Raw genomic sequence first — 24,579 nt, forward strand, 5'->3', positions numbered from 1 at the left:
GCGCAAGCATTCGACAATAGAGCCTTGTGGGATTAGTTTTCCTGCTGACGGATCCGACGCATGGATCGCTGGATCCGGCTGTCTTCCCTCTGCATATCCAACAAGGTGTCCTCGATAAAGGCCAGATGCTCATGACAAGCTGTTCTGGCCCGCTCCGGAGCCCCCGAAAGAATAGCCTCGATCAGATTCGCGCGATGGCGACGTATCTTGGCTACCACTCCCGGGCGGCGATTCAAAATCTCGTTATTCTGCAGAATGTTCTGTTCGAGCATCGGGCCCATCGCCCGCAGCAGGTGCAGCAGCACCACGTTGTGGGACGCCTCGGCCACCGCCAGATAGAACTGGGTCACGGCTGCCGACTCGGCCACCAGCGAGCCCAACTGGCCCGCCTCTTCGATGGTGGTTTGCACCTGACGAATGCGCTCGAAATCAGACCCGGTTCCCCGCAAGGCCGCGTAGTAGGCACAGATGCCTTCCAGCGCGTGGCGAAACTCCAGCAGATCATACTGGGCTTCCGGGTGGGTACTGAGCAGTTCGAACAGAGGATCGGCGATCCCCTTGCTCAGGGCATTCTGCACATAAGTGCCGCCGCCCTGACGGCGATAAAGCAATCCGCGCGCTTCCAGTCGCTGGATGGCTTCGCGCAAGGAGGGGCGCGATACCTGAAACTGGATGGCGAGTTCCCGCTCGGGAGGCAATTTCTGCCCCGGCTGCAGGCTGCCTTCCAGAATCATCTGTTCCAGCTCGGCGACAATGGAGTCGGCCAACTTGGGTTGCGTAATCTTGCGATAGGGCATGAGGCTACTTTGTTAAATTGGTATTACCAATTTTATGGATGGGGCGAAAATTAGCAGAGGCCTTTTGAAAAGTCCACTCAAAAGATGATCTGAGTCAAGAATCAGCCCCACCACTTAAGAGGTAAAGCAGGGGAAACATGATTTAGCTCATAGAAAATGGTCTGACCAATATTCTTGACCGCGCTCACAAATAACATTTGCGCAACCAGAGACAAAAATGGCCTGCCAGATAGGCAAGCCATTGATTTTAAAACCCTAACTAAATTTGAATATTTACTTTAGCTGTTTAGTAGTTGCCGGTAGTAATCCCACTGGAAACTGGCTCCGGGATCCGTCTTGCGCCCTGGCGCGATATCGCAATGGCCGACAATTTTTTCGTGGGTAATCGCCGGATAGCGCTCCGAGATGGCTCGGGTGAGCCCCACCAGCGCCCGGTATTGAGCCTCGGTATAGGGGGTTTCGTCAGTCCCTTCCAGCTCGATGCCGATGGAGAAGTCATTGCATGCCTCCCTTCCCAGCCAGCTCGATACTCCCGCATGCCAGGCACGCTCGCCGAACGGCACATACTGCACCAGCTCGCCATCACGGCGGATCAGGCAATGAGCCGAGACTCGCAGCTGATGGATACCGGCAAAATAGGGGTGAGCCTCAGGGTCGAGTCGCCCCATAAAGAGATCGTCGATAAAGGGGCCACCAAACTCCCCCGGCGGCAGGCTGATGCCATGCACCACCAGCAGGGAAATATCATCCGGCGCTGCCCGTTCGTTGTGATGGGGAGAAGGCACCCGGCGCGCCTGCTGGCACCAGCCTGCGGCATCGATAGAGAAACAAGGTTGCGAAGCGAGTTGAGTCATCGGCTACTCGAGTTGGCTGATAAATGGCGAGAAAACGAAGATACCTGATAGGCAATCCGGCACCAACTCACTGAATCCAAGGGAAATGGTATGTTAGGCTGAGTCATCTTCCGCTCGATATGGATGGGGTATGCAGCACACGGCACGCTGGATGTGGTTACTGGCCTGGCTCTCTTTGATGGGTCTGCTGACCCTCTATTTTCACTCCCGCAACCAACCAAGCGTCACCGCCAGCGGCGAGCTGTTGCTGCGGGCCGACCAGAGCGGCCACTATCGTCTGGAGGGTGCCATCAACGGCCAGCCGGTGCAACTGCTGCTCGATACCGGCGCCACCCGTATCACCATCCCGCAGCAGGTTGCCGAGCGGCTCGGCCTGACCGCTTATGGCAGCAGCCAGGTCAATACCGCCGCGGGGCAGATCCGGGTCGGCAACGGCACCATCGAAACGCTGGCGATGGGGCCATTGACCTTGTACGATCTGGCCATCTTTATCAATCCGGTGGCAGACGGTGACGAAGTGCTGGTTGGCATGAACGCCCTCGGTCGGCTGGAGCTGGTTCAAAAGGAGCGGCAACTGCTGCTCAGACCCTTGCAGGAATAAGGCATGTTTCAACAGGATGTCAGCCGCGCCGTGCGCGCCGCACTACTCGAAGATCTGGGCGATGCCCTCACCACGCTGGACCAACCGGACGCCAGCGCCGATATCACCGCCCAACTGATCCCGGCCGACCGGATGGCCAGCGCCCGGGTGATCACCCGTGAAGCAGGCGTATTCTGCGGCCAGCCATGGGTGGATGAAGTGTTCGTACAACTCGGCGGCGAGGTGAAGGTGGAGTGGCTGGTGCAGGATGGGGAAGTGCTCTCCCCCAATCAGGAGCTGTTCCGCCTCCATGGCCCCGCCCGCCTGCTGCTGACCGGCGAGCGCAATGCCCTCAATTTTGTCCAGACCCTCTCCGGCGTTGCTACCCTCACCGCCCGCTATGTGGCAGAGCTGGAGGGCACTGACTGCCGCCTGCTCGACACCCGCAAGACCATACCGGGGCTTCGCACCGCCCAGAAGTACGCGGTCACCTGTGGCGGCGGCAAGAATCACCGCATCGGCCTCTATGACGCCTATCTCATCAAGGAAAACCACATTCTCGCCTGTGGCGGCATTGCCGAGGCGATTAATGAGGCTCGTCATCTCAATCCGGGCAAACCGGTGGAAGTGGAAGTGGAATCACTGGCAGAACTGGAGCAGGCACTGGCGGCAAAGGCCGATATCGTAATGCTGGACAACTTCGACGTGACCATGATGCGGGAAGCCGTCGCCATCAATCAGGGCCGCGCCAAGCTGGAAGTCTCCGGCAATGTGACGCTGGATACCCTGGCCGAGTTTGCCGCCACCGGCGTCGATTTTATCTCTGTCGGGGCGCTCACCAAGCATGTACGGGCGCTCGATCTCTCCATGCGCTTTATCCAGCAGTGAGATTCACCCCGCAGGCCTGAGCAAATACTCGACCTAACCGGATAAACAACTTGCAAAAGGCGCCATGGGCGCCTTTTCTTTATGCAGGATCCCTCAGCAAAGGAGTGTAATGACGGACCCGCTTTCACCCGTAACAAAGAGTCATAAGAAGCCACTTATTTTATGACTCGCATCAAGTTTTTGGTAAATGACATGAAAGTGGTTAACAAAGGCAGCAATCTCTGTTGCCACCCCTGACAGCTCGGATAAGATACTGACGTTCGGATGGTTTTCTACCGACACTTCCCAGGAACCAAGGATAAAAGGATATTTTCAATGAACAGCGAAATGAAGAAACAATCGGGTTTTACCCTTATTGAACTGATGATCGTGGTCGCGATCGTCGCGATTCTGGCGGCAGTAGCACTGCCGGCGTATCAGAACTACACCAAGAAAGCCAAAATGACAGAATTAGTTGCAGCCACTGGAGCAATAAAAACTCAAGTGGAAGTATGCATGCAGTCTTATGGCACAACCGAATGCAATAACAATGATAATGGCATGCCAAGTGGCGCAGTTACTTCTGGGAACGTCGAAGTAACATATACAGGGACAGATACTGATGGAGCAGCCATAACCATTTCCGCAGCGCCGTCAGGAACAGATTTATCTCCATTAACAACAGATGATGTATTTACCCTAACAGCCTCTGCAAGCGTGCCGCTGGTTTGGAAAAAATCATGCGCAAACGCTGATGGAGCTCAAACTGATTACTGCCCGTAATCATGACCTCTAGCCCTAATAGCGGCCTGGCGTTAAGCCTGGCCGCCTCTTCACTGATCAGTGAAGAGGACTCCCAGCGCTATCTGAGCCAGGCCAAGGCCCAGCGCAAGCCCTTTGTGACATTTCTGATAGAGAACGAGATCCTCGACAGCAAAGCGCTCGCTGATTTTTGCGAGCTGGAGTATGGGGTACCTCTGCTGGATCTTGCCGCCTTCGATTTGGCAGAGATCCCGCAGAAGTACCTCAATCAGAAGCTGATTGAGAAACACCATGTGCTGCCCATCTACACCCAGGGCCACACCCTCTATATCGCCATGTCGGATCCGACCAATGTCTCGGCGTTGGAGGACTTTGGCTTCAGCTTCGGCCTTCATACCGAAGCGCTGCTGGTGGAGGAGAACAAGCTCACCGCCGCCATCGGCAAGCTGCTGGAGAGCGAAAATGACGCCCTCGGCATGGAGGATATCGACGAATCCGAGATTTCGGATCTCGAGGTCTCCGACGAAAACAGCCGACTGGACGAGAGCGTCAATACTGCCGATGACGATGCTCCCATCGTCAAGTACATCAACAAGATCCTGATGGATGCCATCAAGCGCGGTGCCTCCGACCTGCACTTCGAGCCCTATGAGTTCAAGTATCGGGTGCGCTTTCGCATAGATGGCATTCTGCACGAAATCGCTACGCCGCCGGTCAACCTCTCCAACCGTTTCTCTGCCCGCCTCAAGGTCATGGCGCGGCTCGATATCGCCGAGCGGCGGCTGCCACAGGATGGCCGCATCAAACTGAAGCTGTCACGCAACAAATCGATGGATATGCGGGTCAACACCCTGCCCACCATGTGGGGGGAGAAGATCGTTATCCGTCTGCTCGACTCCTCGGCGGCACGCCTCAATATCGAGCAGCTTGGCTTCGACGACCGCCAGAAGGCACAGTACCTGCGCGCCCTCTCCAAGCCACAAGGAATGATCCTGGTGACCGGCCCCACCGGCTCGGGGAAAACGGTCTCGCTCTATACCGGCCTCAATATTCTCAACACCACCGAGGTAAATATCTCTACCGCCGAAGATCCGGTGGAGATCAACCTGCCCGGCGTCAATCAGGTGCAGGTCAACCCCAAGGCGGGGCTCACCTTTGCCAGCGCCTTGCGCTCCTTCTTGCGGCAAGATCCGGATGTGGTGATGGTGGGTGAAATTCGCGATCTTGAAACCGCAGAGATTGCCATCAAGGCGGCACAGACCGGCCACTTGGTGCTCTCCACCCTGCATACCAACTCCGCCGCCGAGACCCTGACCCGGATGATGAACATGGGGGTTCCGGCCTTCAACATCGCCTCCTCGGTCACCCTGATCATGGCCCAGCGGTTGGCCCGTAAACTGTGCGACCACTGCAAAGCGCCGGAAGTGGTGCCGGAAGCCGAACTGCTGGAGCTGGGCTTTACGCCGCAGCAGCTGGCTGCCGGACTGCGACTGTTCAAACCGGTCGGTTGCAAGGAGTGTTCCGGCGGCTACAAGGGGCGGGTCGGCATCTACGAAATCATGTTGATGTCGGAGAACATCGCCAAATTGATCATGCAGGGGGCAAACTCCCTGCAAATCGCCGCTATCGCGCAGAAGGAGGGGATGCGCACCCTGCGCACCTCGGGGCTGGAGAAGGCCCGGCTCGGGGTCACCAGTCTGGCCGAGGTCAACCGGGTCACCACCAACTGATCCGTGTGACGTAACGACCCGCCGGTTTGGTTAGCAGAACGAATTCGTCGTTCACGAACACGGAACGGATGATAGTCCGAACGACAGAGTAATCAGATATTCAAGTGACCGGGCTGGCGCCAAGAAGGTACCACACACCCTATCAGTACCCCGCAGGCATCAAGCCAGTCGGGCACCTTGACCAGGTTGGTGACGCGCAGAGCCAGGCTCTGACAACTAACCCCATTGCAGGATGCAAAGATGGCAACCCTAACGAAAAAGAACAATGCCCCCAAGAAAGTCTTCGCCTTCCGCTGGCACGGGGTAAACCGCAAGGGGCAGAAGGTCTCCGGCGAGCTGCAGGCCGACAGCATCAACACCGTCAAGACCGAACTGCGCAAGCAGGGGGTCAACGTCACCAAGGTAGCCAAGAAATCCCAGGGGCTCTTCTCCAAGGGCGGCGCCAAGATCAAGCCGATGGATATCGCCATCGTCTCCCGTCAGATCACCACCATGCTCTCCGCTGGCGTACCACTGGTGCAGAGCCTGCAGATCATCGCCCGCAGCCACGAGAAAGCCTCGATGCGCGAGCTGATGGGGCAGATTGCCGCCGATGTGGAGACTGGTACCCCCATGTCGGAGGCTCTGCGCCGCCATCCCCTCTACTTTGACGATCTCTACTGCGATCTGGTGGAAGCCGGTGAGCAATCCGGTGCGCTGGAAACCATCTACGACCGTATCGCCACCTATCGGGAAAAGTCGGAAGCACTCAAGTCGAAGATCAAGAAGGCGATGTTCTACCCCACCATGGTCATTCTGGTCGCCATCGTGGTCACCTCCATCCTGCTGCTGTTTGTCATTCCGCAGTTCGAGGATATCTTCAAGAGCTTCGGTGCCGAGCTGCCGGTGTTCACCCAGTTTGTTATCGGCATCTCCCGCTTTATGCAGAACTGGTGGTATGTCTTCTTTGGTGGCACCGCCCTTGGCATCTTCCTCTATGTGCGGGCCTGGCGGGCCTCCCAGAAGGTGAAAGACAATACCGACAAGTTCGTCCTCACCATTCCGGTGGTCGGAATGATCCTGCACAAGGCGGCGATGGCTCGCTTTGCCCGCACCCTGTCGACCACCTTCTCCGCCGGTATTCCGCTGGTGGATGCGCTGATTTCGGCGGCTGGGGCCTCCGGCAATTATGTCTATCGCACCGCGGTCATGGCCATCCGCAACGAAGTGGTGGCAGGCATGCAGATCAACGTGGCGATGCGCACCGTCGATCTCTTCCCCGACATGGTGATTCAGATGGTGATGATCGGTGAGGAGTCCGGTGCCATCGATGATATGCTCTCCAAGGTCGCCACCATCTTCGAACAGGAGGTGGATGATCTGGTCGATGGCCTCACCAGCCTGCTGGAACCCCTCATCATGGTGGTGCTCGGGGTGCTGGTCGGCGGCATGGTTATCGCCATGTACCTGCCCATCTTCAAGCTTGGCGACGTGGTAGGTTGATTCATCAGGGCATGACACCACAACCATGCCCTCCCCCTCATTCAATAACTGACGGTTGGTTATGACACTTCTTCTCGAGCTGGCTCACAGCTTGCCCTGGCTCTACTTCTCGCTGGTTTTTCTCTTCTCCCTGATGATCGGCAGCTTCCTCAACGTAGTGATCCACCGCCTGCCCATCATGCTGGAGCGGGAATGGCAGGCCGAGTATCGCGGCTACTTTTCCCCCGATGAGGAGGCAACTGCGCCAGAGCGCTACAACCTGATGGTACCGCGCTCCGCATGCCCTCACTGTGGCCACGCCATCACTGCGCTTGAGAACATCCCGCTGCTGAGCTGGCTCTGGCTCAAAGGGCGTTGCCGCGACTGCCAGGCCCCCATCTCGGCCCGCTATCCGCTGGTAGAGCTGCTGACAGCCCTGCTCTCGGTGGCCGTTGCCATGGTCATAACACCGGGCTGGGGGACGCTGGCCGCCCTGTTGCTGACCTGGGTGCTGGTCGCCCTTACCTTCATCGATCTCGACAAGATGTTGCTGCCCGACCAGCTCACCCTGCCACTGCTGTGGGGCGGGCTGCTGTTCAATCTGGCAAGTGGCTTCGTCCCCTTGGCTGATGCAGTGAGCGGCGCCATGGCGGGCTATCTGGTGCTCTGGAGCCTCTACTGGGCTTTCAAGCTGCTAACCGGCAAGGAGGGGATGGGCTATGGCGACTTCAAGCTGCTGGCGGCGCTGGGCGCATGGCTCGGCTGGCAGGCGCTGCCCATAATTCTGCTGCTCTCATCCCTGGTCGGCGCCGTGATCGGCATCAGTCTGATCGCCTTGCACAAACACCATCAGGGCAAGCCCATTCCCTTCGGCCCCTACCTCGCCATCGCGGGCTGGATCGCCCTGCTGTGGGGCGATACCATCACCCGCTGGTATCTCTCTACCCTGCTTTGAGCAAGAGGCCCCCATGTATGTAGTTGCTATCACAGGTGGTATCGGCAGCGGCAAGACCACTATCGCCAATCAGTTTGCCGCGCTGGGTATCGAGGTGGTGGATGCCGATGTGATCGCCCGCGAAGTGGTCGAGCCGGGCACCCCGGCCCTTGCCGCCATCGCCGACCATTTTGGCCCGAATGTGATTGATTCGAACGGTCAACTCGACCGTCGCGCCCTGCGCGACCGGGTCTTCAGCGACCCGCAGGCCAAGGGGTGGCTCAATGCCCTGCTCCACCCGCTGATTCGCAGCGAAATGCTGCGCCAGTGTGCCGCTGCCAGTTCACCTTACTGCCTGCTGGTGGTGCCACTGCTGGTGGAGAACAAACTCACCGGCCTCGCCAACCGGGTGCTGGTGATCGATGTAGACGAAGCCACCCAGGTTGAGCGCACCTGCCGCCGGGATGGTGTATCGGCCGAGCAGGCCCGAGCCATCATCGCCGCTCAGGCGAGCCGGTCGGAACGTCTCGCTGCGGCGGATGATGTCATCGAAAACCACAATGGTAGCGAAATGGCGATTAAAACGCGGATTTTGGCGCTGCACGAGACATATCTGGCAATTGCCTCTCAACAAGCCCGCCAAGTGTGAGTACACTAGGCCGGTTTATGGCTGGCCAGGATTAGGCATGATTTACGATTTCCCCCTCAATGAAAAAAGCCGGACCTATCTTCGTCTGGAGTCCCTGTTTTCCCAGATCCGCGACAATCTGGAGAGTGAACAATCCTGGGCACATATCGCCTTCTTCAAAGGGCTGTTCGATCTGCAGGAGTTGCTGGAGCGTGGTGACCTGCGCGCCGACCTCATCAAGGATCTGGAGCGTCTCGGCCAGCGTCTGAGTCACTGGGCCAGCCTGCCCGATGTCGATCTGGAGCAGATCAAACTGATGCAGCAAGAGAGCAGCCAGCTCTCCCGCAACCTGCTCAACTCGCCACGCCCGGGTGCCCGCCTGAAAGAGGATCGTCTGCTCGGCTCCATCCGCCAGCGCTTCTCCATCCCGGGTGGTCTGTGTGCCTTCGATGTGCCACAGCTGCACCACTGGCTCGGCACCCCGGCCATCACCCGTCACCAGCAGATGCAGGGCTGGCTGAGCGATATCAATCTACTGATGAATGCCATCACCCTGCTGCTGCGCCTGTGGCGTGAATCAGGCAGCTTCAGCGAGCAGGTTGCCAGCAACGGTTTCTTCCAGGACACCGCCGAGAGCGCCGAGCTGATCCGCATCAAGCTGCCGGGCAATCTGTTCTGCTACCCAACCCTGAGCGGCCACAAGAACCGCTTCGCCCTGCGCTTTCTGCCCACCGCAGAACAGCCGATTGGCGACGTGCCATTCCAGCTCGCCTGCTGCTAAGGAGGGCTTATGGTCACCAAGGTAAAGTGTCCGACCTGTCAGAGCCAAGTGGAGTGGGGCCCGCAGAGTCCGTTCCGCCCCTTCTGCAGCAAGCGCTGCCAGCTGATCGATCTTGGCGAGTGGGCCGATGAAGAGAAGCGGATCCCGGGGGAGATCAACCCGGATCTGCTGCCGGAGCCGGAAGAGGGCGATCAGTGGCTGTAAGCCCTTGGTCACTCATCTCTGCAATATGAAAAAGGGCCGATTGGCCCTTTTTTCATGCTTGTTGATTGCTACCGGCTCACGCCAGCAGACCCTGTAGCCGCGCTACAATCGGGCCATTGGCATCGGGGAAGTGGTAGTTGTTCAGCTCGGCCACCGGCACCCACAGGCACTCCTGCCCCTCTTTGCCGAACGGCTCACCGCTGAAACGAGTCACCTTCCAGATATCCAGCAATACCTGCTTCTCCGGGTAGTCGTGTTGCAGTTCCATGAAGGGAGCACAATCCAATACCCGGATGCCGATCTCTTCCCACAGCTCCCGATCCAGCGCGGTGAGCAGATCCTCGCCCGACTCCACCTTGCCACCGGGAAACTCCCAGCGATCCCCCTGATGGCGATCGGAGGAGCGTCTGGCGATGAAGATATCGCCCCGTTCATTCTCGATGACGCCAACCGCCACCCAGATCCGTTTTTTCTGTTCCATCATTGTCCTCAGCGTAAACACGGCAAACGGGCGATCCAAGGGGCCAGCCGAATAGCCTGCTGCTCCCCCCGCGCCCTGAAGAGATCCTGCCCGACATGCTCATTGCCCGGCGGCGCAACCTGCGGCCAAGGCACCGCACCAGGCGGAGTGAAACAACGATCGTGTACCCGCGCGCTCTGGCGCAAATAGCGCCATAAACAGTCTCGCAAGAACCACTGGTCGATGTTCGGGGTTTCCATGGTACTGGGTTGATAGCTCGCCATCAGCGGCGCAAGGGGAGGCAGCACACCGGCCACACCGCCCCACATGCCGGCCAGCACCAGATCGGTGTGGCTCCACCAGTCACGCATGATATGGAACCAGCGCCCCGATGCAAGCCAGTCATCGACCGCCCGCCGCTCCCGCAGATTCAGCACGGAGTCAGCATCGCGTACAAGAAAACGCCCCACTCCGGGATCATTGGTGACCTGGAAGCGCCAGCAGAGGCGCTGACGCTGGGATTGGCCATCGGGCTGTACCTTTATCTCGGCGCCATGTTCCTGCAGGCAGGCCAGAAACCCCTGAGGGACGCTGCCATCCACATAGAAGCGCACCCGCCAGCCGGGATAGAGGTAGGCTGCTGCCAGCACATTGTCGAGCGCCCCCCGCAAATAGCGGGGCTGTGCTCCCCACAGGGAGAATGCGATGACTGCCTGCTTCTTCCCCTGCTCCGCGAGCCAGGCATCCGGCCCCTCTGCCGGCAGCGCCCACCCCGCGACGGGCTGCGAGACAGCCTCATCCTTGAGAGTCAGGGCACGGGTCCCTGCTTTCGCCGCTTCTTCATGACGCCCTAGCTTGGCAAGGGAGGTGCAAAGCCCGTCATGAACCAGATAATCATCCGGCTCGCGCCGCACCAGTTCGACCAGGTGCGTCACGGCCCGCTCATGTTGATCGGAGCGCGAGAGGCAGACACAGAGATTGCGCAGCACCTCAATGTTATCGGGCGTGGCCCGGTACGCCAGCGTCAGCACTTGGGCCGCCGAGGCGGGATCGCCGGACAAAAAGAGGTAATAGGCAAACTGCAGTTGCAAGGGAACGGATTTGTTCGTCTCTGCGTTCAGCCTGTTCAGCACACACCGGATAGCCTCCTGGCGTCTCTCCTGCAGCCAGTGTCCATGTGCCTCCCCATCCCATCCCGTCGGCAATCTGCTCATCGTCCCCTCCTTGGTCCGAAAATGAATACACCGCCCGGAGGGCGGTGTATTCATCATGGCAGGGTATCAGGTCAACTGACCGTGGCAGTGCTTGTATTTCTTGCCGGAACCGCACGGGCAGGGATCGTTGCGGCCGATCTTCTGCTCGTCACGTACAAAGGTGGTGTGGCCCTCTTCGCCTGCGGCCTGTTCATCGGCCAGCTGGCTCTCGGCAGCGGCGTGGGTATAGGTGCGGGGAGCGGCTTCCGCCTGCTGGCGCTGCTGCTCTTCCATCGCTTCCACATCGCGCTCCTGCACCTGAACACGGCTCAGGATGCTGACCACGTCGCGCTTGAGGGTTTCCAGCATCTGGGTGAACAGATCGAAGGATTCGCGCTTGTACTCCTGCTTGGGGTTCTTCTGGGCATAACCGCGCAGATGGATGCCCTGACGCAGGTGATCCATGGCCGCCAGATGCTCTTTCCAGAGACCATCCAGAGTTTGCAGCATCACCGCCTTCTCGAAGTTGCGCAGCACCTCTTTGCCAACCAGCTCTTCCTTGTGGGCATAGAGCTTGGTGGCTTCGTCCAGAATGCGCTCGCGTAGCTTCTCTTCATACAGCTTGTCATCTTCCGCCAGCCACTGTTGCAGCGGCAGATCCAGCGCGAAGTCGGCCTTCAGGCGTGCTTCCAGACCCGGCACGTCCCACATCTCTTCCAGAGACTGGGGCGGAATGTACTCGTCGATCACCGCGCCGTAGACGTCGTCACGGATAACGTGAATGGTCTCGGAGATGTCGTTGGTATCCAGCAGCTCATTGCGCTGCTCGTAGACCACCTTGCGCTGGTCGTTGGCGACGTCATCAAACTCCAGCAAGCTCTTGCGGATGTCGAAGTTGCGACCTTCCACCTTGCGCTGGGCGTTTTCGATCGCCTTGGTGACCCACGGGTGCTCGATGGCTTCGCCCTCTTCCATGCCGAGCTTCTTCATCATGCCGGTCACGCGGTCGGAGGCGAAGATCCGCATCAGGGTATCTTCCATGGAGAGGTAGAAACGGGAGGAGCCCGGGTCACCCTGACGACCGGAACGGCCGCGCAGCTGATTGTCGATACGACGGGATTCGTGACGCTCGGTACCGATAATGTGCAGACCACCGGCGGCCAGCACCGCATCGTGACGCACCTGCCAGGCGGCTTTCAGCTCGGCAATCTGCTCGCTGGTCGGGTTCTCCAGCTTGGCAATCTCTGCCTGCCAGTTGCCACCCAACACGATGTCGGTACCACGACCGGCCATGTTGGTGGCGATGGTGACTGCACCAGTCTGACCGGCCTGGGCGACGATCTCAGCTTCCATGGCGTGGAACTTGGCGTTCAGCACCTTGTGCGGGATCTTTTCCTTGGTCAGGATGCCGGAGAGCAGCTCGGAGTTCTCGATAGAGACAGTACCGACCAGTACAGGCTGGCCCTTGGCCACGCACTGACGGATATCTTCGATGATAGCGGCATACTTCTCGTTGGCGGTCAGGTAGACCAGATCGCCCATGTCTTTACGCACCATCGGCTTGTTGGTCGGGATAACCACAGTATCCAGGCCATAAATCTGCTGGAATTCAAAGGCTTCGGTATCTGCAGTACCTGTCATCCCCGCCAGCTTGTTGTAGAGACGGAAGTAATTCTGGAAGGTGATGGATGCCAGCGTCTGGTTCTCGTTCTGGATCTTCACCCCTTCCTTCGCTTCAACGGCCTGATGCAGACCATCTGACCAGCGACGACCCGGCATGGTACGACCGGTGTGCTCGTCAACGATGACGATTTCGTCTTTCTGGACGATGTAGTCCACGTTGCGCTCGAACAGGGTGTGAGCACGCAGACCGGCATTGACGTGGTGCAACAGGCTGATGTTGGAGGCGGAGAACAGGGAGTCGTTCTCGTCCAGCAGCCCCTCTTTCTTGAGCAGCTCTTCCACGAAGATCTGACCGTTTTCGGTCAGCAGGGCCTGACGGTTCTTCTCGTCCACCGTGTAGTGACCGTCGCCGGTGTACTCTTCGGTGTCTTCCTTGTCCTGCTTGACCAGCAGCGGGATCAGCTTGTTGACGCGAATATAGAGCTCTGAGCTGTCTTCGGCCGGACCGGAGATGATGAGCGGAGTCCGGGCTTCATCGATAAGCACCGAGTCCACCTCATCCACCAGCGCGTAGTTGAGCGGACGCTGTACGCGCTGCTCGGGCGAGAACGCCATGTTGTCGCGCAGGTAGTCAAAACCGAATTCGTTGTTGGTACCGTAGGTGATGTCGGCGGCGTAGGCGTCACGCTTCTGGGACGCATCCATACCGGGCACGTTGCAATCGACGGTCATGCCGAGGAAGGCAAACAGCGGGCGGTTTGCCTCAGCGTCACGTTTGGCCAGATAGTCGTTCACCGTCACCACGTGCACACCGCGGCCACTCAGGGCGTTCAGGTAAGCTGGCAGAGTCGCAGTAAGAGTCTTACCTTCACCGGTTTTCATTTCCGCGATGCGGTTGGAGTTCAGCACCATGCCGCCGATCAGCTGCACGTCGAAGTGACGCATGCCGAACACCCGCTTGGAGGCTTCACGCACGGTAGCGAACGCTTCCGGCAGCAACTGCTCCAGGGTCTCACCCTGCTCGATACGCTGACGATACTCGGCCGTTTTGGCCTGCAACTCGGCATCGGACAGAGCCTCGAACTGCGGCTCCATGGCATTGATCTGTTTTACAATTTTGCGCAAAGCCTTGAGCGTTCTGTCGTTCCGGCTGCCGATAATCTTGGTAAGCAGTGTGCTAATCATGGGTACCAACTATTTCTGGTTATAAAAGCGTTCCGTCACTGGAACCTGAAGAAAAAAACCTAACCCCGTCTGGCACTGAGAAAGCGTGCGGGGTTGACCTGACGACCATCTTTCAACACTTCGTAATGCAGATGGACCCCGGTCGCGCGACCGGTGCGTCCCATCAAGGCAATCTTCTGACCCTGATCAACCAGGGTGCCCACCTCGACCAGCAACTTGGAGTTGTGGGCATAGCGGGTGACCAGGCCATTGCCGTGATTAATCTCCACCATATTGCCAAATTCCGGATGACGGCCCGCCCAGCTGACAATGCCGGGCCCGGTGGCCAGAATCGGGGTTCCGGGTTTGCCACGGAAATCGACCCCTTTGTGCATCTTGGCACGCCCGTTGAACGGATCGACCCGTCCACCAAACCCGGACGAGACCCAAACTCGCTCCTGTTTGACTGGCGTGCCGGAAATAAAACCGGCATCGGTGATATGGTGATTCATGATGAAAGATTCAAGTACCGACAGCTGCTCTTCACGGCTGCTGAGCTGCTGGCTGAGGTGTTTCATCGAGGCTTGCAGCTCGTTGAGGCTCACCTCCAGCTCTTCATCATAAGAAGGGCCGCCCATGGGGGGCGGCTCTTTGAAATTGAACTCGTCGGGATCGAGATCGGCCTGCTCGGTCAATCGTTCGCCGAGGGCATTGAGACGGCCAAGCTGGCCTTGCATGGTGCCCACCTGAGCAGCCAGCATCGCCAACTGTTCACGGGCTTCGTCGCCACTCTGGTCGACGGACTGTTGCTCGGCAACGGCAAGCGCCACTTCCAGCGCCTCCATTTTCTGGTGCCAGCTCTGCCAGAGCCAACCACCACCAAGGGCCAACAGGGAGAAGAGAATACCGCCGACCCAGGCCAGACGTTGTTTGGGCAGGTGCAACTTGCGTCGCTGCTTGCCGTGGAGGATCAGGGTAATGCTCATAGAAATCAGTCTGCTCGGTCAGGTGCGGCCAGGAGCCTGCACGGGAAATAAAACCGGGAGATAATCGGTATTAAAGGATGGAGTAAACAAATGACGGAACGTCGGTGCGGAGAGAGGACCGACGTTCCGTTGCACAGCTATCAGGCCAGAACCAGACCGTTATCGTAGTAAGCGATAGGCGCTTTGTCGCCCTCACCCTCGAAGGTCACCAGTTCCCAAGCCTCCTGCTCGGCCAGCAAGGCACGCAGCAGCTTGTTGTTCAGGGCATGTCCGGTCTTGTAGGCACGGAACTCACCGATGATGCTGCGGTTACACATATAGAGGTCACCGATCGCGTCCAGCATCTTATGCTTGACGAACTCGTCCTCATAACGCAAACCGTCTTCGTTCAGCACCCGATAGTCGTCCAGTACCACGGCGTTTTCCAGGCTTCCGCCCAGCGCCAGGTTCTGGGAACGCAGGTACTCGATATCGCGCATGAACCCGAAGGTACGGGCACGGCTGATCTCTTTCACGAAGGAGGCACCGGAGAAATCCAGTACGCAACGCTGATTGCGCCCTTCAAAGACCGGATGCTGGAAATCGATCTCGAGATCCATCTTGAAGCCGTTGCGATAAGGGTGGAATTCCGCCCACTTGTCGCCGTCTTCAACCCGGATGCTCTTCTTGATCCGCACAAACTGCTTGGCAGCATTCTGCTCACGGATCCCGACTTCCTGAAGCAGGTAGATAAAGGGATGCGCACTGCCGTCCATCACCGGGATCTCGGGCGCGTCAACCTCAACGTAGAGGTTGTCGATCCCCATCCCGGCCAACGCTGCAGAGAGGTGCTCAATGGTAGAGACACGGACACCGGCTTCGTTGACCAGAGCGGTACAGAGCACGGTATCGCGCACCTGATCGGCATTGGCTGGCAGCTCCACCACAGGATTCAGGTCGGTACGCAAGTAAACGATCCCTGTGTTCACAGGCGCCGGACGGAACGTCATAGTGACTTTCCGGCCCGAATGCAGGCCGACACCAGTCGCCTGTACACTCGTTTTCAAGGTTCTTTGTCTAATCATGGGTGTACCCTAAACAGCTTAAAATCCGGACCAGATGGTCGTTGGCAGGCCATCTTAGCACATTCCTTGAACAACAAACAAACAAGAGCCATAAGAGGCTTAGTCAGCTTGCTTGCGCAGGAACGCCGGAATATCCAGGTAATCCGGTTCACGACGAGCTTGCGGCTCGGCGTTGACCACCTTGGCCGGGGCTTCGTCCATCACGCGGCCTTGCATCATGTCGCTAACCAGCGGCTGACGCACCGGGCGCTCTTGCACCTGGCTGCTCTTGACCAGAGTGATGTCCGGCTTGCGCTCGGCACCGATACCGGTAGCAACCACAGTCACACGCAGTTCGTCGTGCATTTCCGGATCGATTACGGTACCCACTACTACAGTGGCGTTCTCGGAAGCGAAGGCCTTGACCGCGTTACCCACGGTTTCGAACTCTTCGATGGTCATGTCCATACCGGCGGTGATGTTGACCAGGATGCCACGGGCACCAGCCAGATCCACGTCTTCCAGCAGCGGGCTGGAGATGGCTTTCTCGGCCGCTTCTTCGGCACGGTCATCACCGGAGGCGGAACCGGTACCCATCATGGCGGTACCCATTTCACGCATCACGGTACGCACGTCCGCGAAGTCGACGTTGATCAAGCCCGGACGGGTGATCAGCTCGGCAATGCCCTGTACCGCGCCAAGCAGTACATCGTTGGCCGCCTTGAAGGCATCCAGCAGGGAGATACCGCGACCCAGCACCTTCAGCAACTTGTCGTTGGGGATGGTGATCAGGGAGTCGACGTTTTTGGAGAGCTCTTCGATACCGTGGGCGGCGAAACCCATCCGCTTCTTCCCTTCAAAGGAGAACGGCTTGGTGACCACAGCAACGGTCAGGATGCCCATCTCGCGTGCCACTTCGGCCACGATCGGCGCAGCACCGGTACCGGTACCACCGCCCATACCGGCGGCGATGAACACCATGTCGGAACCGGTCAGCAGCTCACGCAGCGCTTCGCGATCTTCCATGGCCGCATCACGACCCACTTCCGGATTGGCTCCGGCACCCAGACCCTTGGTGATGCCACCGCCGATCTGCAGGGTAGTGTTGGCGCTGGAGTTACGCAGTGCCTGGGCGTCGGTGTTGACGGTAATGAACTCAACACCCTCAATATTTTGACGAACCATGTGCTCGACAGCGTTACCGCCGCCGCCACCTACACCGATCACTTTAATGACGGCTTCGTCAGTGTGGCTATCCATAAATTCAAACATGTTGTCTCTCCGCTTTATTTGCCTGACTCAGCAAAATTCTTAGAACTCGCCACGCAGCCAGTTGCTAACCCGTTTGACCAGGCCACCGACGCTTGCCTTGGCGGCATATTCTTTGTTGCTACCTGTGGCTTGATGGGTACGGCCATATTGCAGCAACCCGACCGCAGTCGAGTACACCGGTGCCTGCACGTAATCACTCAAACCACGTATGTTCATGGGCTCTCCCACCCGGACCTGGCTCTGGAAGATCTGCTCTGCACACTCCACAATGCCTTCAATCTGGGCAGCGCCGCCGGTCAAGACCACACCGGCTGCCAGCTGATGCTTGACCCCCTGCGCTTTCAACTCGCTTTGTACCCGCACCAGCTCATCATTCACCATGGAGAGCAACTCGGTGTAACGGGGCTCAATCACTTCAGCCAGTGTCTGCCGTTGCAGGCTGCGCGCCGGACGACCGCCGACACTGGGTACTTCAATATTGTCTTCCTTGCTGACCAGACGACCGAGGGCACAGCCGTAGCGCACCTTGATCGCTTCCGCGTCGAGCGGCGGCGTGCCGAAGGCGTAGGCGATGTCGCTGGTCACAGTGCTGCCAGCGTACGGGATCACCTTGGTGTGGCGCAGGGCTCCGCCGGTAAACAGCGACATATCCATGGTGCCGCCACCGATGTCCACCACGCAGACACCCAGCTCTTTCTCGTCTTCGGTCAACACCGCATAGCTGGAGGCCAGCGCGGAGAAGATCAGTTGATCCACACGCAAACCGACCTTCTCCACACATTTCTCAATGTTGCGGGCCATATCGTTATGGCAGGTGATCAGGTGAACCTTGGCTGCCATCCGCACACCGGAGAGGCCAACCGGATTCTTGATCCCTTCCTGATAATCGATGGCAAACTCCTGAGGCAGGACATGCAGCACGCGCAGCTCATCGGAGAGGCGAACCGACTTGGCGGTGTGGATCACGTTGTCCACATCCTCCTGGGTCACCTCTTCATCGGAGATGGGCACCATACCGGTCTCGTTGCGGCAGTCGATATGCTTGCCGGACAACCCCAGATAGACCGAGCTGATCTGGCAGTCTGCCATCATCTCTGCCTCTTCCACCGCGCGGCGCAGTGACTTGACCACGGAGTCGAGGTCATTGACCCCGCCCTTCTCCATTCCGCGAGAAGCGTGACTGCCCATACCGATGACGTTCAGTTCACCGTCCGGCAATACTTCCCCGACCAGAACCGCCACCTTGGTTGTGCCGATATCCAGTCCGACAATCAAATTCCTATCTGCGGTGTTGGTCATGCACTTTCTCTTCGCTCTTCTTCCAGCCAACTGCCATTCCGGTGTCGTATCGAAGATCCACGTAAGCGACTTGCGCACGGGGTTCGATAACCGGGAAGGCATCGATAAACCGCTGCAGCCGGAGCGCAATGTCATTGCGTCCCAGGAACAGCTTGATATTGCCATCCAGGGTCAGTTCCCAGGCATGGCGGGGGGTCAGATTCACCCCCAGCAACTTGTATCCCTTGGCAGCCAGTTGCGACTCGTACTGCCGACTCTCTTTCAACACCCGGGCGGCCTGGTCATCCGGCCCTGACAGCTGCAACAGCGGCGTCTTGACCCGATCCGGGGCACTGAATACCTTGCCCTGGGTGTTAACGAAGCGGTTGCCATTCCAGCGCGCCGCCACATCTTGTTCCGTGAGGTAGATCTTGATCTTGTTCGGCCACTTCTTTCGTACCGAGACCGAGGCCACCCATGGCAAGGCATTGAGCCTTGCCTGCAATTCGTTAACATCCAATTCGAAGAAGTTGCGCAGCTCGGCGCCATCCAGCACGGCCATCCGCAGCTCTTCGGTTTGCAAATACTGGTGTTGCCCCTGCAGCAACAGCTCGCTCATGGGCAACCGGTTGGCATCTGTCAGCCAACCTTTAACATCCAGCGCCGTCCGGTAGCAGCCCCATATCACCAGCAGGAAAAATGCTACCCCTGCGATGAAGCCACCCTTGGTGCGCCCCTGTGCCCTTGCCTCCACCCGATCGATCCCCGTGTAACGCGCTAAACCGGCCTTTGACAGACCGGTTCGCCATTATATAGGCCCCGGCTTGGCGGTCAAAATACTCATTGGGCCCTCAGGCGCCAGATTTCATGCTATCTATGCTCAATTTCATCTCTCCGAGGCGACGGGCCAGCGCCCCGACGTTCCCGGCGCCTTGAGTCAGCACCAAATCCCCCTCGCCGATCAGGTCGGCCAGCACGGCTGGCACGTCATCCGGTGTAGCGACGAAGATAGGTTCCAAGTTGCCGCGCGAGCGAATGGAGCGGCACAGTGCCCGTCCATCAGCGCCCGGGATCGGCTCCTCACCGGCAGCATAAACCTCCAGCATCACCAGCACGTCTACCTTGGAGAGCACATCGGCGAAGTCCTCGTAGAGGTCGCGGGTGCGGGTATAACGGTGCGGCTGGAACACCATCACCAGGCGCTTCTCGGGCCAACCGGCACGGGCGGCGTTGATGGTGACCTTCACTTCGCTCGGGTGGTGACCGTAATCGTCCACCAGCATCGCCTTGCCGCGACCGGTTTCAAACTCGCCATACTGCTGGAAGCGACGACCAACCCCTTCAAATTTGGCCAGAGCAGAGATGATGGCCTCATCGCTGACACCGTCCTCTGTCGCGACAGCTATCGCCGCTGCGGCGTTCAATGCGTTGTGAATACCCGGCAAATTGAGGGTCACCTGCAGCTCACCGGCCTCTTTGCGGCGAACACGGAAGCAGCTGTGGTTGGTGGTCTGGACAAAATCCAGCACCTGCACGTCGGCATCATCAGAGAGACCGTAGGTCAGGGTCGGGCGGGCAATCTCGGGCAACATGCCACGGATCACCGGATCATCGATGCAGACCACCGCCAGTCCGTAGAAGGGCAGGTTGTGCAGAAACTCGATGAAGGTGGCCTTCAGCTTGGAGAAATCACCGCCGTAGGTATCCATGTGATCCGCTTCGATGTTGGTCACGATAGAGACCATCGGCTGCAGATGCAGGAAAGAGGCGTCGCTCTCGTCCGCCTCAGCGATCAGGTAGCGGCTGCTGCCCAGGCGGGCATTGGTACCGGCACTGTTGAGCAGGCCACCGATGACGAAGGTCGGGTCGCGGTCGGCTTCGGCATAGATGCTCGCCACCAAACTGGTGGTGGTGGTCTTGCCGTGGGTACCGGCAATGGCGATGCCGTGACGGAAACGCATCAGCTCAGCCAGCATCTCGGCGCGGCGCACCACCGGGATCCGCAGTTCGCGGGCAGCCAGCAGCTCCGGGTTGTCCTGCTTGATGGCGGTAGAGACCACCACCACGCTGGCACCCTCAACGTGTTCGGCACTGTGGCCGACAAAGATGTGAGCACCCAGTCCGGCCAACCGCTCGGTTACGGCGTTGCGAGCCAGATCAGAACCCGTTACCTGATACCCTTCGTTGGCAAGCACTTCGGCGATCCCGCCCATACCGGCACCACCGATGCCGATAAAGTGGATGCGACGCACGCGGCGCATTTCGGGGATCACAGTACGCAGTTTTGCCAGTTCAACCTTGGTCATAATCGTCTCTTTAGTCTGCCGCAGGCCGTGTGCCGTCAAAGCGCGGCTGCACGGCGGCGTCAATACATACAGGTACAAGGCTGCCCGGTGTCACCGCTGCAACCTTGCTCATCAATCTTTACCACGCTGCCCGGTTGCAAGCTGTTTGCACTCATCCGCAACCCGCTCGGCCGCATCGGTAATGGCGACGCGACGAGCCGCTTTCGCCATGTTAAACAGGGTCTCCCGGCGACCAGCCAGCCAGGTCAGGCGTGCCGCCAGTGAAGCGGTATTCAGCTCGGACTGGGGCAGAAACTCGGCCGCACCGCCGTCGACCAGGGTCAGGGCGTTACGGGTCTGGTGATCATCCACCGCATGGGGCAGCGGCACGAAAATGGCGGCCACACCGGCGGCAGCCACTTCGGAAACAGTCAGCGCACCGGCACGGCAGACCACCAGGTCGGCCCAGGCGTAGGCGCTGGCCATATCCTTGATAAATTCGCTCACCTCGGCATTGATGCCGTGCTGGGCATAGGCAGCAGAGACAGTCTCGGCATTGCCCTTGCCACACTGGTGACGCACTTCAATGGGCACGCCGGATGCCGCCACCGCAGCAGGTACCTGCTCGTTGAGCACCCGCGCCCCCAGACTTCCGCCCACTATCAGAAGGTGCAACGGCTCGGCTCCGCTGCGCAGTTGTGGATCCGGCAGGGCGACCACTTCGGGACGCACCGGATTGCCCACCACGGCGGTACGACGGCTCGGCGCGAAGGCGCCCGGAAATGCCATCAAGACCCGCCTGGCGATACGGGCCAGCAGCTTGTTGGTCATGCCGGCAGCAGCATTCTGCTCATGGAGCAGCAGCGGGATGCCGGAGAACCAGGCCGCCACGCCACCCGGGCCGGAGGCAAAACCGCCCATGCCGAGCACCACATCAGGACGAACGGTCTTGAGCACCTGACGCGCCTGCAGGATCGATTTGACGATGCGATAGGGCGCCACCAGCAGTCGTTTGATGCCGTTGCCACGTACTCCCTGAATATCGATGAAGGAGATGGGATAACCGTGGGCGGGTACCAGTTCCGCCTCCATCCGGTCGGCAGTGCCGAGCCAGTGGACAGTCCAGCCCTGGGCCTTCAGGCGATCGGCCACGGCCAGACCGGGGAACACATGCCCACCGGTACCACCTGCCATCACCAACAGAGTCTTGCTCACTAAACCTCCCGCACGCGCGCCTGGGCTGTCGCCTGACGCAACTCAAAATCGATTCGAATCAACATGCTCACCGCCACCGACATGATGATGAGACTGGAACCACCGTAACTGACCAGCGGCAGGGTCAAGCCCTTGGTCGGCATCATACCGCTGGCCGCGCCAACGTTGACGAAGGTCTGGAAGCTGAACCAGATGCCAATGCCGATGGCCAGATAACCGTCATAGAGCCGCTCGGCCACCAGCGCGCGATGCCCCAGCTTGAGCGCCTTGACCGCCAACGCAAAAATCAGGAACAGGGCGCCCAGCACCCCGACGTAACCCAGCTCTTCACCGAGGATCGCAAACACGAAGTCGGTGTGCGCTTCCGGCAGGTACTCCATCTTCTGGATGGAGTTGCCAAGCCCTTCGCCAAACCAGCTGCCACGGCCAAACGCCATCAGCGACTGGGTCAACTGGTAGCCGCTGCCGAACGGATCGGCCCAGGGATCCATAAAGGAGGTCACCCGCCGCATCCGGTAGGGCTCGACGATGATCAGCATCACCACAGAGCCGAGGCCCGCGCCGATCAGGGTCAAAAACTGCCCCAGTCGGGCACCGGCCAGAAACAGCATGCCAAACGAGGTAACGAACATAACCACGGTGGAACCCAGGTCCGGCTGCAACAGCAGCAAGACCGCCAGTACCCCGAACACCGCCAGCGGTTTCAGGAAACCGATCCAGGCTTCACGCACTTCGCTCTGGCGCCGCACCAGATAGCCGGCCAGATAGACAAACAGCGCCAGCTTGCCAAACTCGGCAGGCTGCAGGTTGAACGGGCCGAGCGGCAACCAGCGCACCGCACCGTTGACGTTGCGGCCCACCAGCAGCACCAGCACCAGCATCAAGATCGCCAGCAGCAACATGGGGCCGTTGTGCTGTTGCCAGCGCGCCATCGGCACCTGCAACACAAACCAGGAGATACCGAGCGCCATCACCAGAAACAGGGCGTGACGCTTCACAAACATGAAGGGGTCATCCCCCAGCGCAATCCCCTCGGGGATCGACGCCGAGGCCACGATGACCACCCCGACCGCCATCAGGGAGAGCGCCAGCAGTACCAGCTGCCGATCGTAGAGACCGGCAGGACGCGCCGGTAACAACCAGCGCTGGAACAGACCTGCTGCTGCGCGAAGGGCGTTCATAGCGCCAGCACCATTTCGGTGAAGCGATCGCCACGCACCTCGAACGACTTGAACTGATCGAGGCTGGCACAGGCTGGCGCCAGCAGCACCCAGTCACCGGGCTTGGCATCGGCCGCCGCTTTGGCAACCGCAGCGGCCAGGTCGGCCACCCGTTCGGTCTGCTCGCCCAGTGCCAGCAGCACCTCGGCATCCTGACCGAAGCAGTACATGTGATCGATCTGGTTGCCCAACAGCGCCTGGATCGGGCCAAAATCCTGCCCCTTACCCTGACCACCGGCCAGCAGCAGCAGGCGCCCCTTGACCGACTCGCGCACACCGGCAACGGCAGCCAGCGTGGCTCCCACGTTGGTGGCCTTGGAGTCGTTGATCCAGCGCACCCCGTTCACCTCGCGCACGAAGCGGGCACGATGGGGCAAGCCCTCGAAACGACGCAGCACGGTAAGCTGAGCCGCACGAGGAATACCGACCGCATCGCACAGCGCCATGGCCGCAAGGGCGTTGGCCTGATTGTGGGCACCGACGATCTTCATCTCGTCCACCGCCAGCAGCGGTTCGCCGTGCAGGGTCAACCAGTAGCGACCATCCAGCAGGCAACGGCCATAGCCATTGCAATCAAGACCAAAGCTCTGCCACACCTGACCCACATCGGGCAGGGTCTGGGCATCGTCGCGATTGACCAGAATGTGTTTGGAGTGCTGATGGATCTCCATCTTGGCGGCGCGATAGTCGGCCATGCCCTGATAGCGATCCATGTGATCTTCTGAGAGGTTCAGCACCACGGAGGCGGCAGCACGCAAACTGTGAGTAGTTTCCAGCTGGAAGCTGGAGAGCTCCAGCACGCAGAGATCCATCGGCTGCTTGAGCAGCTCCAGTGCAGGCGTGCCGATATTGCCACCCACGCCGACATTGAGGCCGGCTTTGGCAATCATCTCACCCACCAGGGTGGTAACGGTGCTCTTGCCGTTGGAGCCGGTAATGGCGATGACCGGGGTCTGGGTCTCGCGAACAAACAGCTCGATGTCACCGACGATCTGCACACCACACTCGGCAGCCGCTTTCAGTTCGGGGGTCGCCAGCGCGATACCCGGGCTCGCGACGATCATGTGCGCCTGCTTGAGCAGTACCTCGTCGAGCCCGTGAATGAGCTCAACCTCCGGCGGCAGTTGATCCTTGCCGGGCGGGTTGGCACGGGTATCCATCACCAGTGGCGTCACGCCACGGCCGAGGAAGTAATCGACACAGGAGAGTCCGGTTTTGCCCAATCCGATGATGATGACCATG

At 59.3% G+C, this 24,579-nt stretch carries 23 protein-coding genes; 9 read left to right on the forward strand and 14 right to left on the reverse strand.

Going from position 1 to position 24,579, the window contains the following annotated elements; all coding sequences use genetic code 11:
- Nucleotides 1-32 precede the first annotated feature (32 nt).
- Together pdhR and ampD are read right to left on the reverse strand one after the other, a co-directional pair.
- Entirely contained in the window at nucleotides 33-797 is a 765-nt protein-coding gene (gene pdhR / locus NOM06_RS06520; RefSeq protein WP_255910563.1) for a pyruvate dehydrogenase complex transcriptional repressor PdhR, read from the reverse strand.
- Between the two features lie 278 nt (nucleotides 798-1,075).
- Nucleotides 1,076-1,651 carry a 1,6-anhydro-N-acetylmuramyl-L-alanine amidase AmpD gene (gene ampD, locus NOM06_RS06525; protein ID WP_255910565.1) on the reverse strand — a complete coding sequence of 192 codons (576 nt, stop codon included), beginning with the start codon at nucleotides 1,649-1,651 and terminating at the stop codon, nucleotides 1,076-1,078.
- 130 nt (nucleotides 1,652-1,781) lie between these two features.
- On the opposite strand from ampD, the gene NOM06_RS06530 reads away from it, so the two are divergent.
- From NOM06_RS06530 to yacG, 9 genes are all read left to right on the forward strand, one after another.
- Nucleotides 1,782-2,252, forward strand: a complete 471-nt coding sequence (locus tag NOM06_RS06530; RefSeq protein WP_201905148.1) for a TIGR02281 family clan AA aspartic protease — start codon at nucleotides 1,782-1,784, stop codon at nucleotides 2,250-2,252.
- Nucleotides 2,253-2,255: 3 nt separating this feature from the next.
- Nucleotides 2,256-3,119 (forward strand): carboxylating nicotinate-nucleotide diphosphorylase, encoded by an 864-nt coding sequence (gene nadC / locus NOM06_RS06535; RefSeq protein ID WP_255910567.1) that lies wholly within the window; start codon nucleotides 2,256-2,258, stop codon nucleotides 3,117-3,119.
- 315 nt (nucleotides 3,120-3,434) lie between these two features.
- Nucleotides 3,435-3,881: a prepilin-type N-terminal cleavage/methylation domain-containing protein gene (locus tag NOM06_RS06540; protein WP_305120747.1), complete on the forward strand. Its 447-nt coding sequence runs from the start codon at nucleotides 3,435-3,437 to the stop codon at nucleotides 3,879-3,881.
- A 2-nt stretch (nucleotides 3,882-3,883) separates the two neighbouring features.
- Complete coding sequence (tapB, locus tag NOM06_RS06545) at nucleotides 3,884-5,590, forward strand: PilB family type IVa pilus assembly ATPase TapB (protein WP_005336134.1); 1,707 nt, start codon at nucleotides 3,884-3,886, stop codon at nucleotides 5,588-5,590.
- Between the two features lie 240 nt (nucleotides 5,591-5,830).
- Nucleotides 5,831-7,072: a type II secretion system F family protein gene (locus tag NOM06_RS06550; protein ID WP_005336136.1), complete on the forward strand. Its 1,242-nt coding sequence runs from the start codon at nucleotides 5,831-5,833 to the stop codon at nucleotides 7,070-7,072.
- 61 nt (nucleotides 7,073-7,133) lie between these two features.
- Nucleotides 7,134-8,006: an A24 family peptidase gene (locus NOM06_RS06555; protein WP_201943689.1), complete on the forward strand. Its 873-nt coding sequence runs from the start codon at nucleotides 7,134-7,136 to the stop codon at nucleotides 8,004-8,006.
- 13 nt (nucleotides 8,007-8,019) lie between these two features.
- Nucleotides 8,020-8,634 (forward strand): dephospho-CoA kinase, encoded by a 615-nt coding sequence (gene coaE / locus NOM06_RS06560; protein WP_069554212.1) that lies wholly within the window; start codon nucleotides 8,020-8,022, stop codon nucleotides 8,632-8,634.
- A 37-nt stretch (nucleotides 8,635-8,671) separates the two neighbouring features.
- Nucleotides 8,672-9,394, forward strand: coding sequence for a cell division protein ZapD (gene zapD, locus NOM06_RS06565; RefSeq protein WP_005336141.1), 723 nt, complete (start codon nucleotides 8,672-8,674; stop codon nucleotides 9,392-9,394).
- Nucleotides 9,395-9,403: 9 nt separating this feature from the next.
- On the forward strand, nucleotides 9,404-9,598 hold the full coding sequence (yacG, locus tag NOM06_RS06570) for a DNA gyrase inhibitor YacG (protein WP_255910570.1): 195 nt from the start codon (nucleotides 9,404-9,406) through the stop codon (nucleotides 9,596-9,598).
- 76 nt (nucleotides 9,599-9,674) lie between these two features.
- On the opposite strand, the gene mutT is transcribed toward yacG, so the two are convergent.
- The 12 genes from mutT to murD form a co-directional block, all read right to left on the reverse strand.
- Nucleotides 9,675-10,079 (reverse strand): 8-oxo-dGTP diphosphatase MutT, encoded by a 405-nt coding sequence (gene mutT / locus NOM06_RS06575; RefSeq protein WP_042053534.1) that lies wholly within the window; start codon nucleotides 10,077-10,079, stop codon nucleotides 9,675-9,677.
- An 8-nt stretch (nucleotides 10,080-10,087) separates the two neighbouring features.
- Nucleotides 10,088-11,272, reverse strand: a complete 1,185-nt coding sequence (locus NOM06_RS06580; RefSeq protein ID WP_255910572.1) for a tetratricopeptide repeat protein — start codon at nucleotides 11,270-11,272, stop codon at nucleotides 10,088-10,090.
- A 66-nt stretch (nucleotides 11,273-11,338) separates the two neighbouring features.
- Nucleotides 11,339-14,059 (reverse strand): preprotein translocase subunit SecA, encoded by a 2,721-nt coding sequence (secA, locus tag NOM06_RS06585; RefSeq protein WP_005356626.1) that lies wholly within the window; start codon nucleotides 14,057-14,059, stop codon nucleotides 11,339-11,341.
- Nucleotides 14,060-14,118: 59 nt separating this feature from the next.
- Entirely contained in the window at nucleotides 14,119-15,024 is a 906-nt protein-coding gene (locus NOM06_RS06590) for a M23 family metallopeptidase (RefSeq protein WP_255910588.1), read from the reverse strand.
- Between the two features lie 140 nt (nucleotides 15,025-15,164).
- Nucleotides 15,165-16,088 carry a UDP-3-O-acyl-N-acetylglucosamine deacetylase gene (lpxC, locus tag NOM06_RS06595; protein WP_005336146.1) on the reverse strand — a complete coding sequence of 308 codons (924 nt, stop codon included), beginning with the start codon at nucleotides 16,086-16,088 and terminating at the stop codon, nucleotides 15,165-15,167.
- Between the two features lie 99 nt (nucleotides 16,089-16,187).
- Nucleotides 16,188-17,339, reverse strand: coding sequence for a cell division protein FtsZ (gene ftsZ, locus NOM06_RS06600; RefSeq protein WP_005336147.1), 1,152 nt, complete (start codon nucleotides 17,337-17,339; stop codon nucleotides 16,188-16,190).
- Between the two features lie 39 nt (nucleotides 17,340-17,378).
- A complete protein-coding gene (gene ftsA, locus NOM06_RS06605) occupies nucleotides 17,379-18,638 on the reverse strand; it encodes a cell division protein FtsA (RefSeq protein ID WP_005336148.1) in 1,260 nt (419 codons plus the stop codon).
- Entirely contained in the window at nucleotides 18,619-19,371 is a 753-nt protein-coding gene (locus tag NOM06_RS06610) for a cell division protein FtsQ/DivIB (protein WP_040068917.1), read from the reverse strand. The genes ftsA and NOM06_RS06610 overlap by 20 nt, the downstream gene beginning before the upstream one ends.
- Nucleotides 19,372-19,468: 97 nt before the next feature.
- Nucleotides 19,469-20,923 carry a UDP-N-acetylmuramate--L-alanine ligase gene (gene murC / locus NOM06_RS06615; protein WP_005336150.1) on the reverse strand — a complete coding sequence of 485 codons (1,455 nt, stop codon included), beginning with the start codon at nucleotides 20,921-20,923 and terminating at the stop codon, nucleotides 19,469-19,471.
- A gap of 111 nt (nucleotides 20,924-21,034) precedes the next feature.
- Entirely contained in the window at nucleotides 21,035-22,117 is a 1,083-nt protein-coding gene (gene murG / locus NOM06_RS06620; protein ID WP_181497036.1) for an undecaprenyldiphospho-muramoylpentapeptide beta-N-acetylglucosaminyltransferase, read from the reverse strand.
- A complete protein-coding gene (gene ftsW, locus NOM06_RS06625) occupies nucleotides 22,117-23,298 on the reverse strand; it encodes a cell division protein FtsW (protein ID WP_005336154.1) in 1,182 nt (393 codons plus the stop codon). The genes murG and ftsW overlap by 1 nt, the downstream gene beginning before the upstream one ends.
- The gene (gene murD, locus NOM06_RS06630; protein WP_255910592.1) at nucleotides 23,295-24,578 is read right to left on the reverse strand and encodes a UDP-N-acetylmuramoyl-L-alanine--D-glutamate ligase; all 1,284 of its coding nucleotides are present in this window, start codon (nucleotides 24,576-24,578) and stop codon (nucleotides 23,295-23,297) included. Before murD ends, ftsW begins: the two co-directional genes overlap by 4 nt.
- Nucleotide 24,579 lies beyond the last annotated feature (1 nt).

The organism is Aeromonas sp. JL9 (assembly GCF_024436075.1).
GTDB lineage: Bacteria > Pseudomonadota > Gammaproteobacteria > Enterobacterales > Aeromonadaceae > Aeromonas > Aeromonas veronii.

Coding starts and splice junctions, on each gene's coding strand:
- murC (WP_005336150.1), bottom strand. CDS start 20,923: ATGACCAAGGTTGAACTGGCAAAACTGCGTACTGTGATCCCCGAAATG.
- NOM06_RS06590 (WP_255910588.1), bottom strand. CDS start 15,024: ATGAGCATTACCCTGATCCTCCACGGCAAGCAGCGACGCAAGTTGCAC.
- NOM06_RS06580 (WP_255910572.1), bottom strand. CDS start 11,272: ATGAGCAGATTGCCGACGGGATGGGATGGGGAGGCACATGGACACTGG.
- murD (WP_255910592.1), bottom strand. CDS start 24,578: ATGGTCATCATCATCGGATTGGGCAAAACCGGACTCTCCTGTGTCGAT.
- ftsW (WP_005336154.1), bottom strand. CDS start 23,298: ATGAACGCCCTTCGCGCAGCAGCAGGTCTGTTCCAGCGCTGGTTGTTA.
- lpxC (WP_005336146.1), bottom strand. CDS start 16,088: ATGATTAGACAAAGAACCTTGAAAACGAGTGTACAGGCGACTGGTGTC.
- ampD (WP_255910565.1), bottom strand. CDS start 1,651: ATGACTCAACTCGCTTCGCAACCTTGTTTCTCTATCGATGCCGCAGGC.
- pdhR (WP_255910563.1), bottom strand. CDS start 797: ATGCCCTATCGCAAGATTACGCAACCCAAGTTGGCCGACTCCATTGTC.
- yacG (WP_255910570.1), top strand. CDS start 9,404: ATGGTCACCAAGGTAAAGTGTCCGACCTGTCAGAGCCAAGTGGAGTGG.
- coaE (WP_069554212.1), top strand. CDS start 8,020: ATGTATGTAGTTGCTATCACAGGTGGTATCGGCAGCGGCAAGACCACT.
- tapB (WP_005336134.1), top strand. CDS start 3,884: ATGACCTCTAGCCCTAATAGCGGCCTGGCGTTAAGCCTGGCCGCCTCT.
- ftsZ (WP_005336147.1), bottom strand. CDS start 17,339: ATGTTTGAATTTATGGATAGCCACACTGACGAAGCCGTCATTAAAGTG.
- secA (WP_005356626.1), bottom strand. CDS start 14,059: ATGATTAGCACACTGCTTACCAAGATTATCGGCAGCCGGAACGACAGA.
- NOM06_RS06540 (WP_305120747.1), top strand. CDS start 3,435: ATGAACAGCGAAATGAAGAAACAATCGGGTTTTACCCTTATTGAACTG.
- ftsA (WP_005336148.1), bottom strand. CDS start 18,638: ATGACCAACACCGCAGATAGGAATTTGATTGTCGGACTGGATATCGGC.
- zapD (WP_005336141.1), top strand. CDS start 8,672: ATGATTTACGATTTCCCCCTCAATGAAAAAAGCCGGACCTATCTTCGT.
- NOM06_RS06530 (WP_201905148.1), top strand. CDS start 1,782: ATGCAGCACACGGCACGCTGGATGTGGTTACTGGCCTGGCTCTCTTTG.
- nadC (WP_255910567.1), top strand. CDS start 2,256: ATGTTTCAACAGGATGTCAGCCGCGCCGTGCGCGCCGCACTACTCGAA.
- mutT (WP_042053534.1), bottom strand. CDS start 10,079: ATGGAACAGAAAAAACGGATCTGGGTGGCGGTTGGCGTCATCGAGAAT.
- NOM06_RS06550 (WP_005336136.1), top strand. CDS start 5,831: ATGGCAACCCTAACGAAAAAGAACAATGCCCCCAAGAAAGTCTTCGCC.
- NOM06_RS06555 (WP_201943689.1), top strand. CDS start 7,134: ATGACACTTCTTCTCGAGCTGGCTCACAGCTTGCCCTGGCTCTACTTC.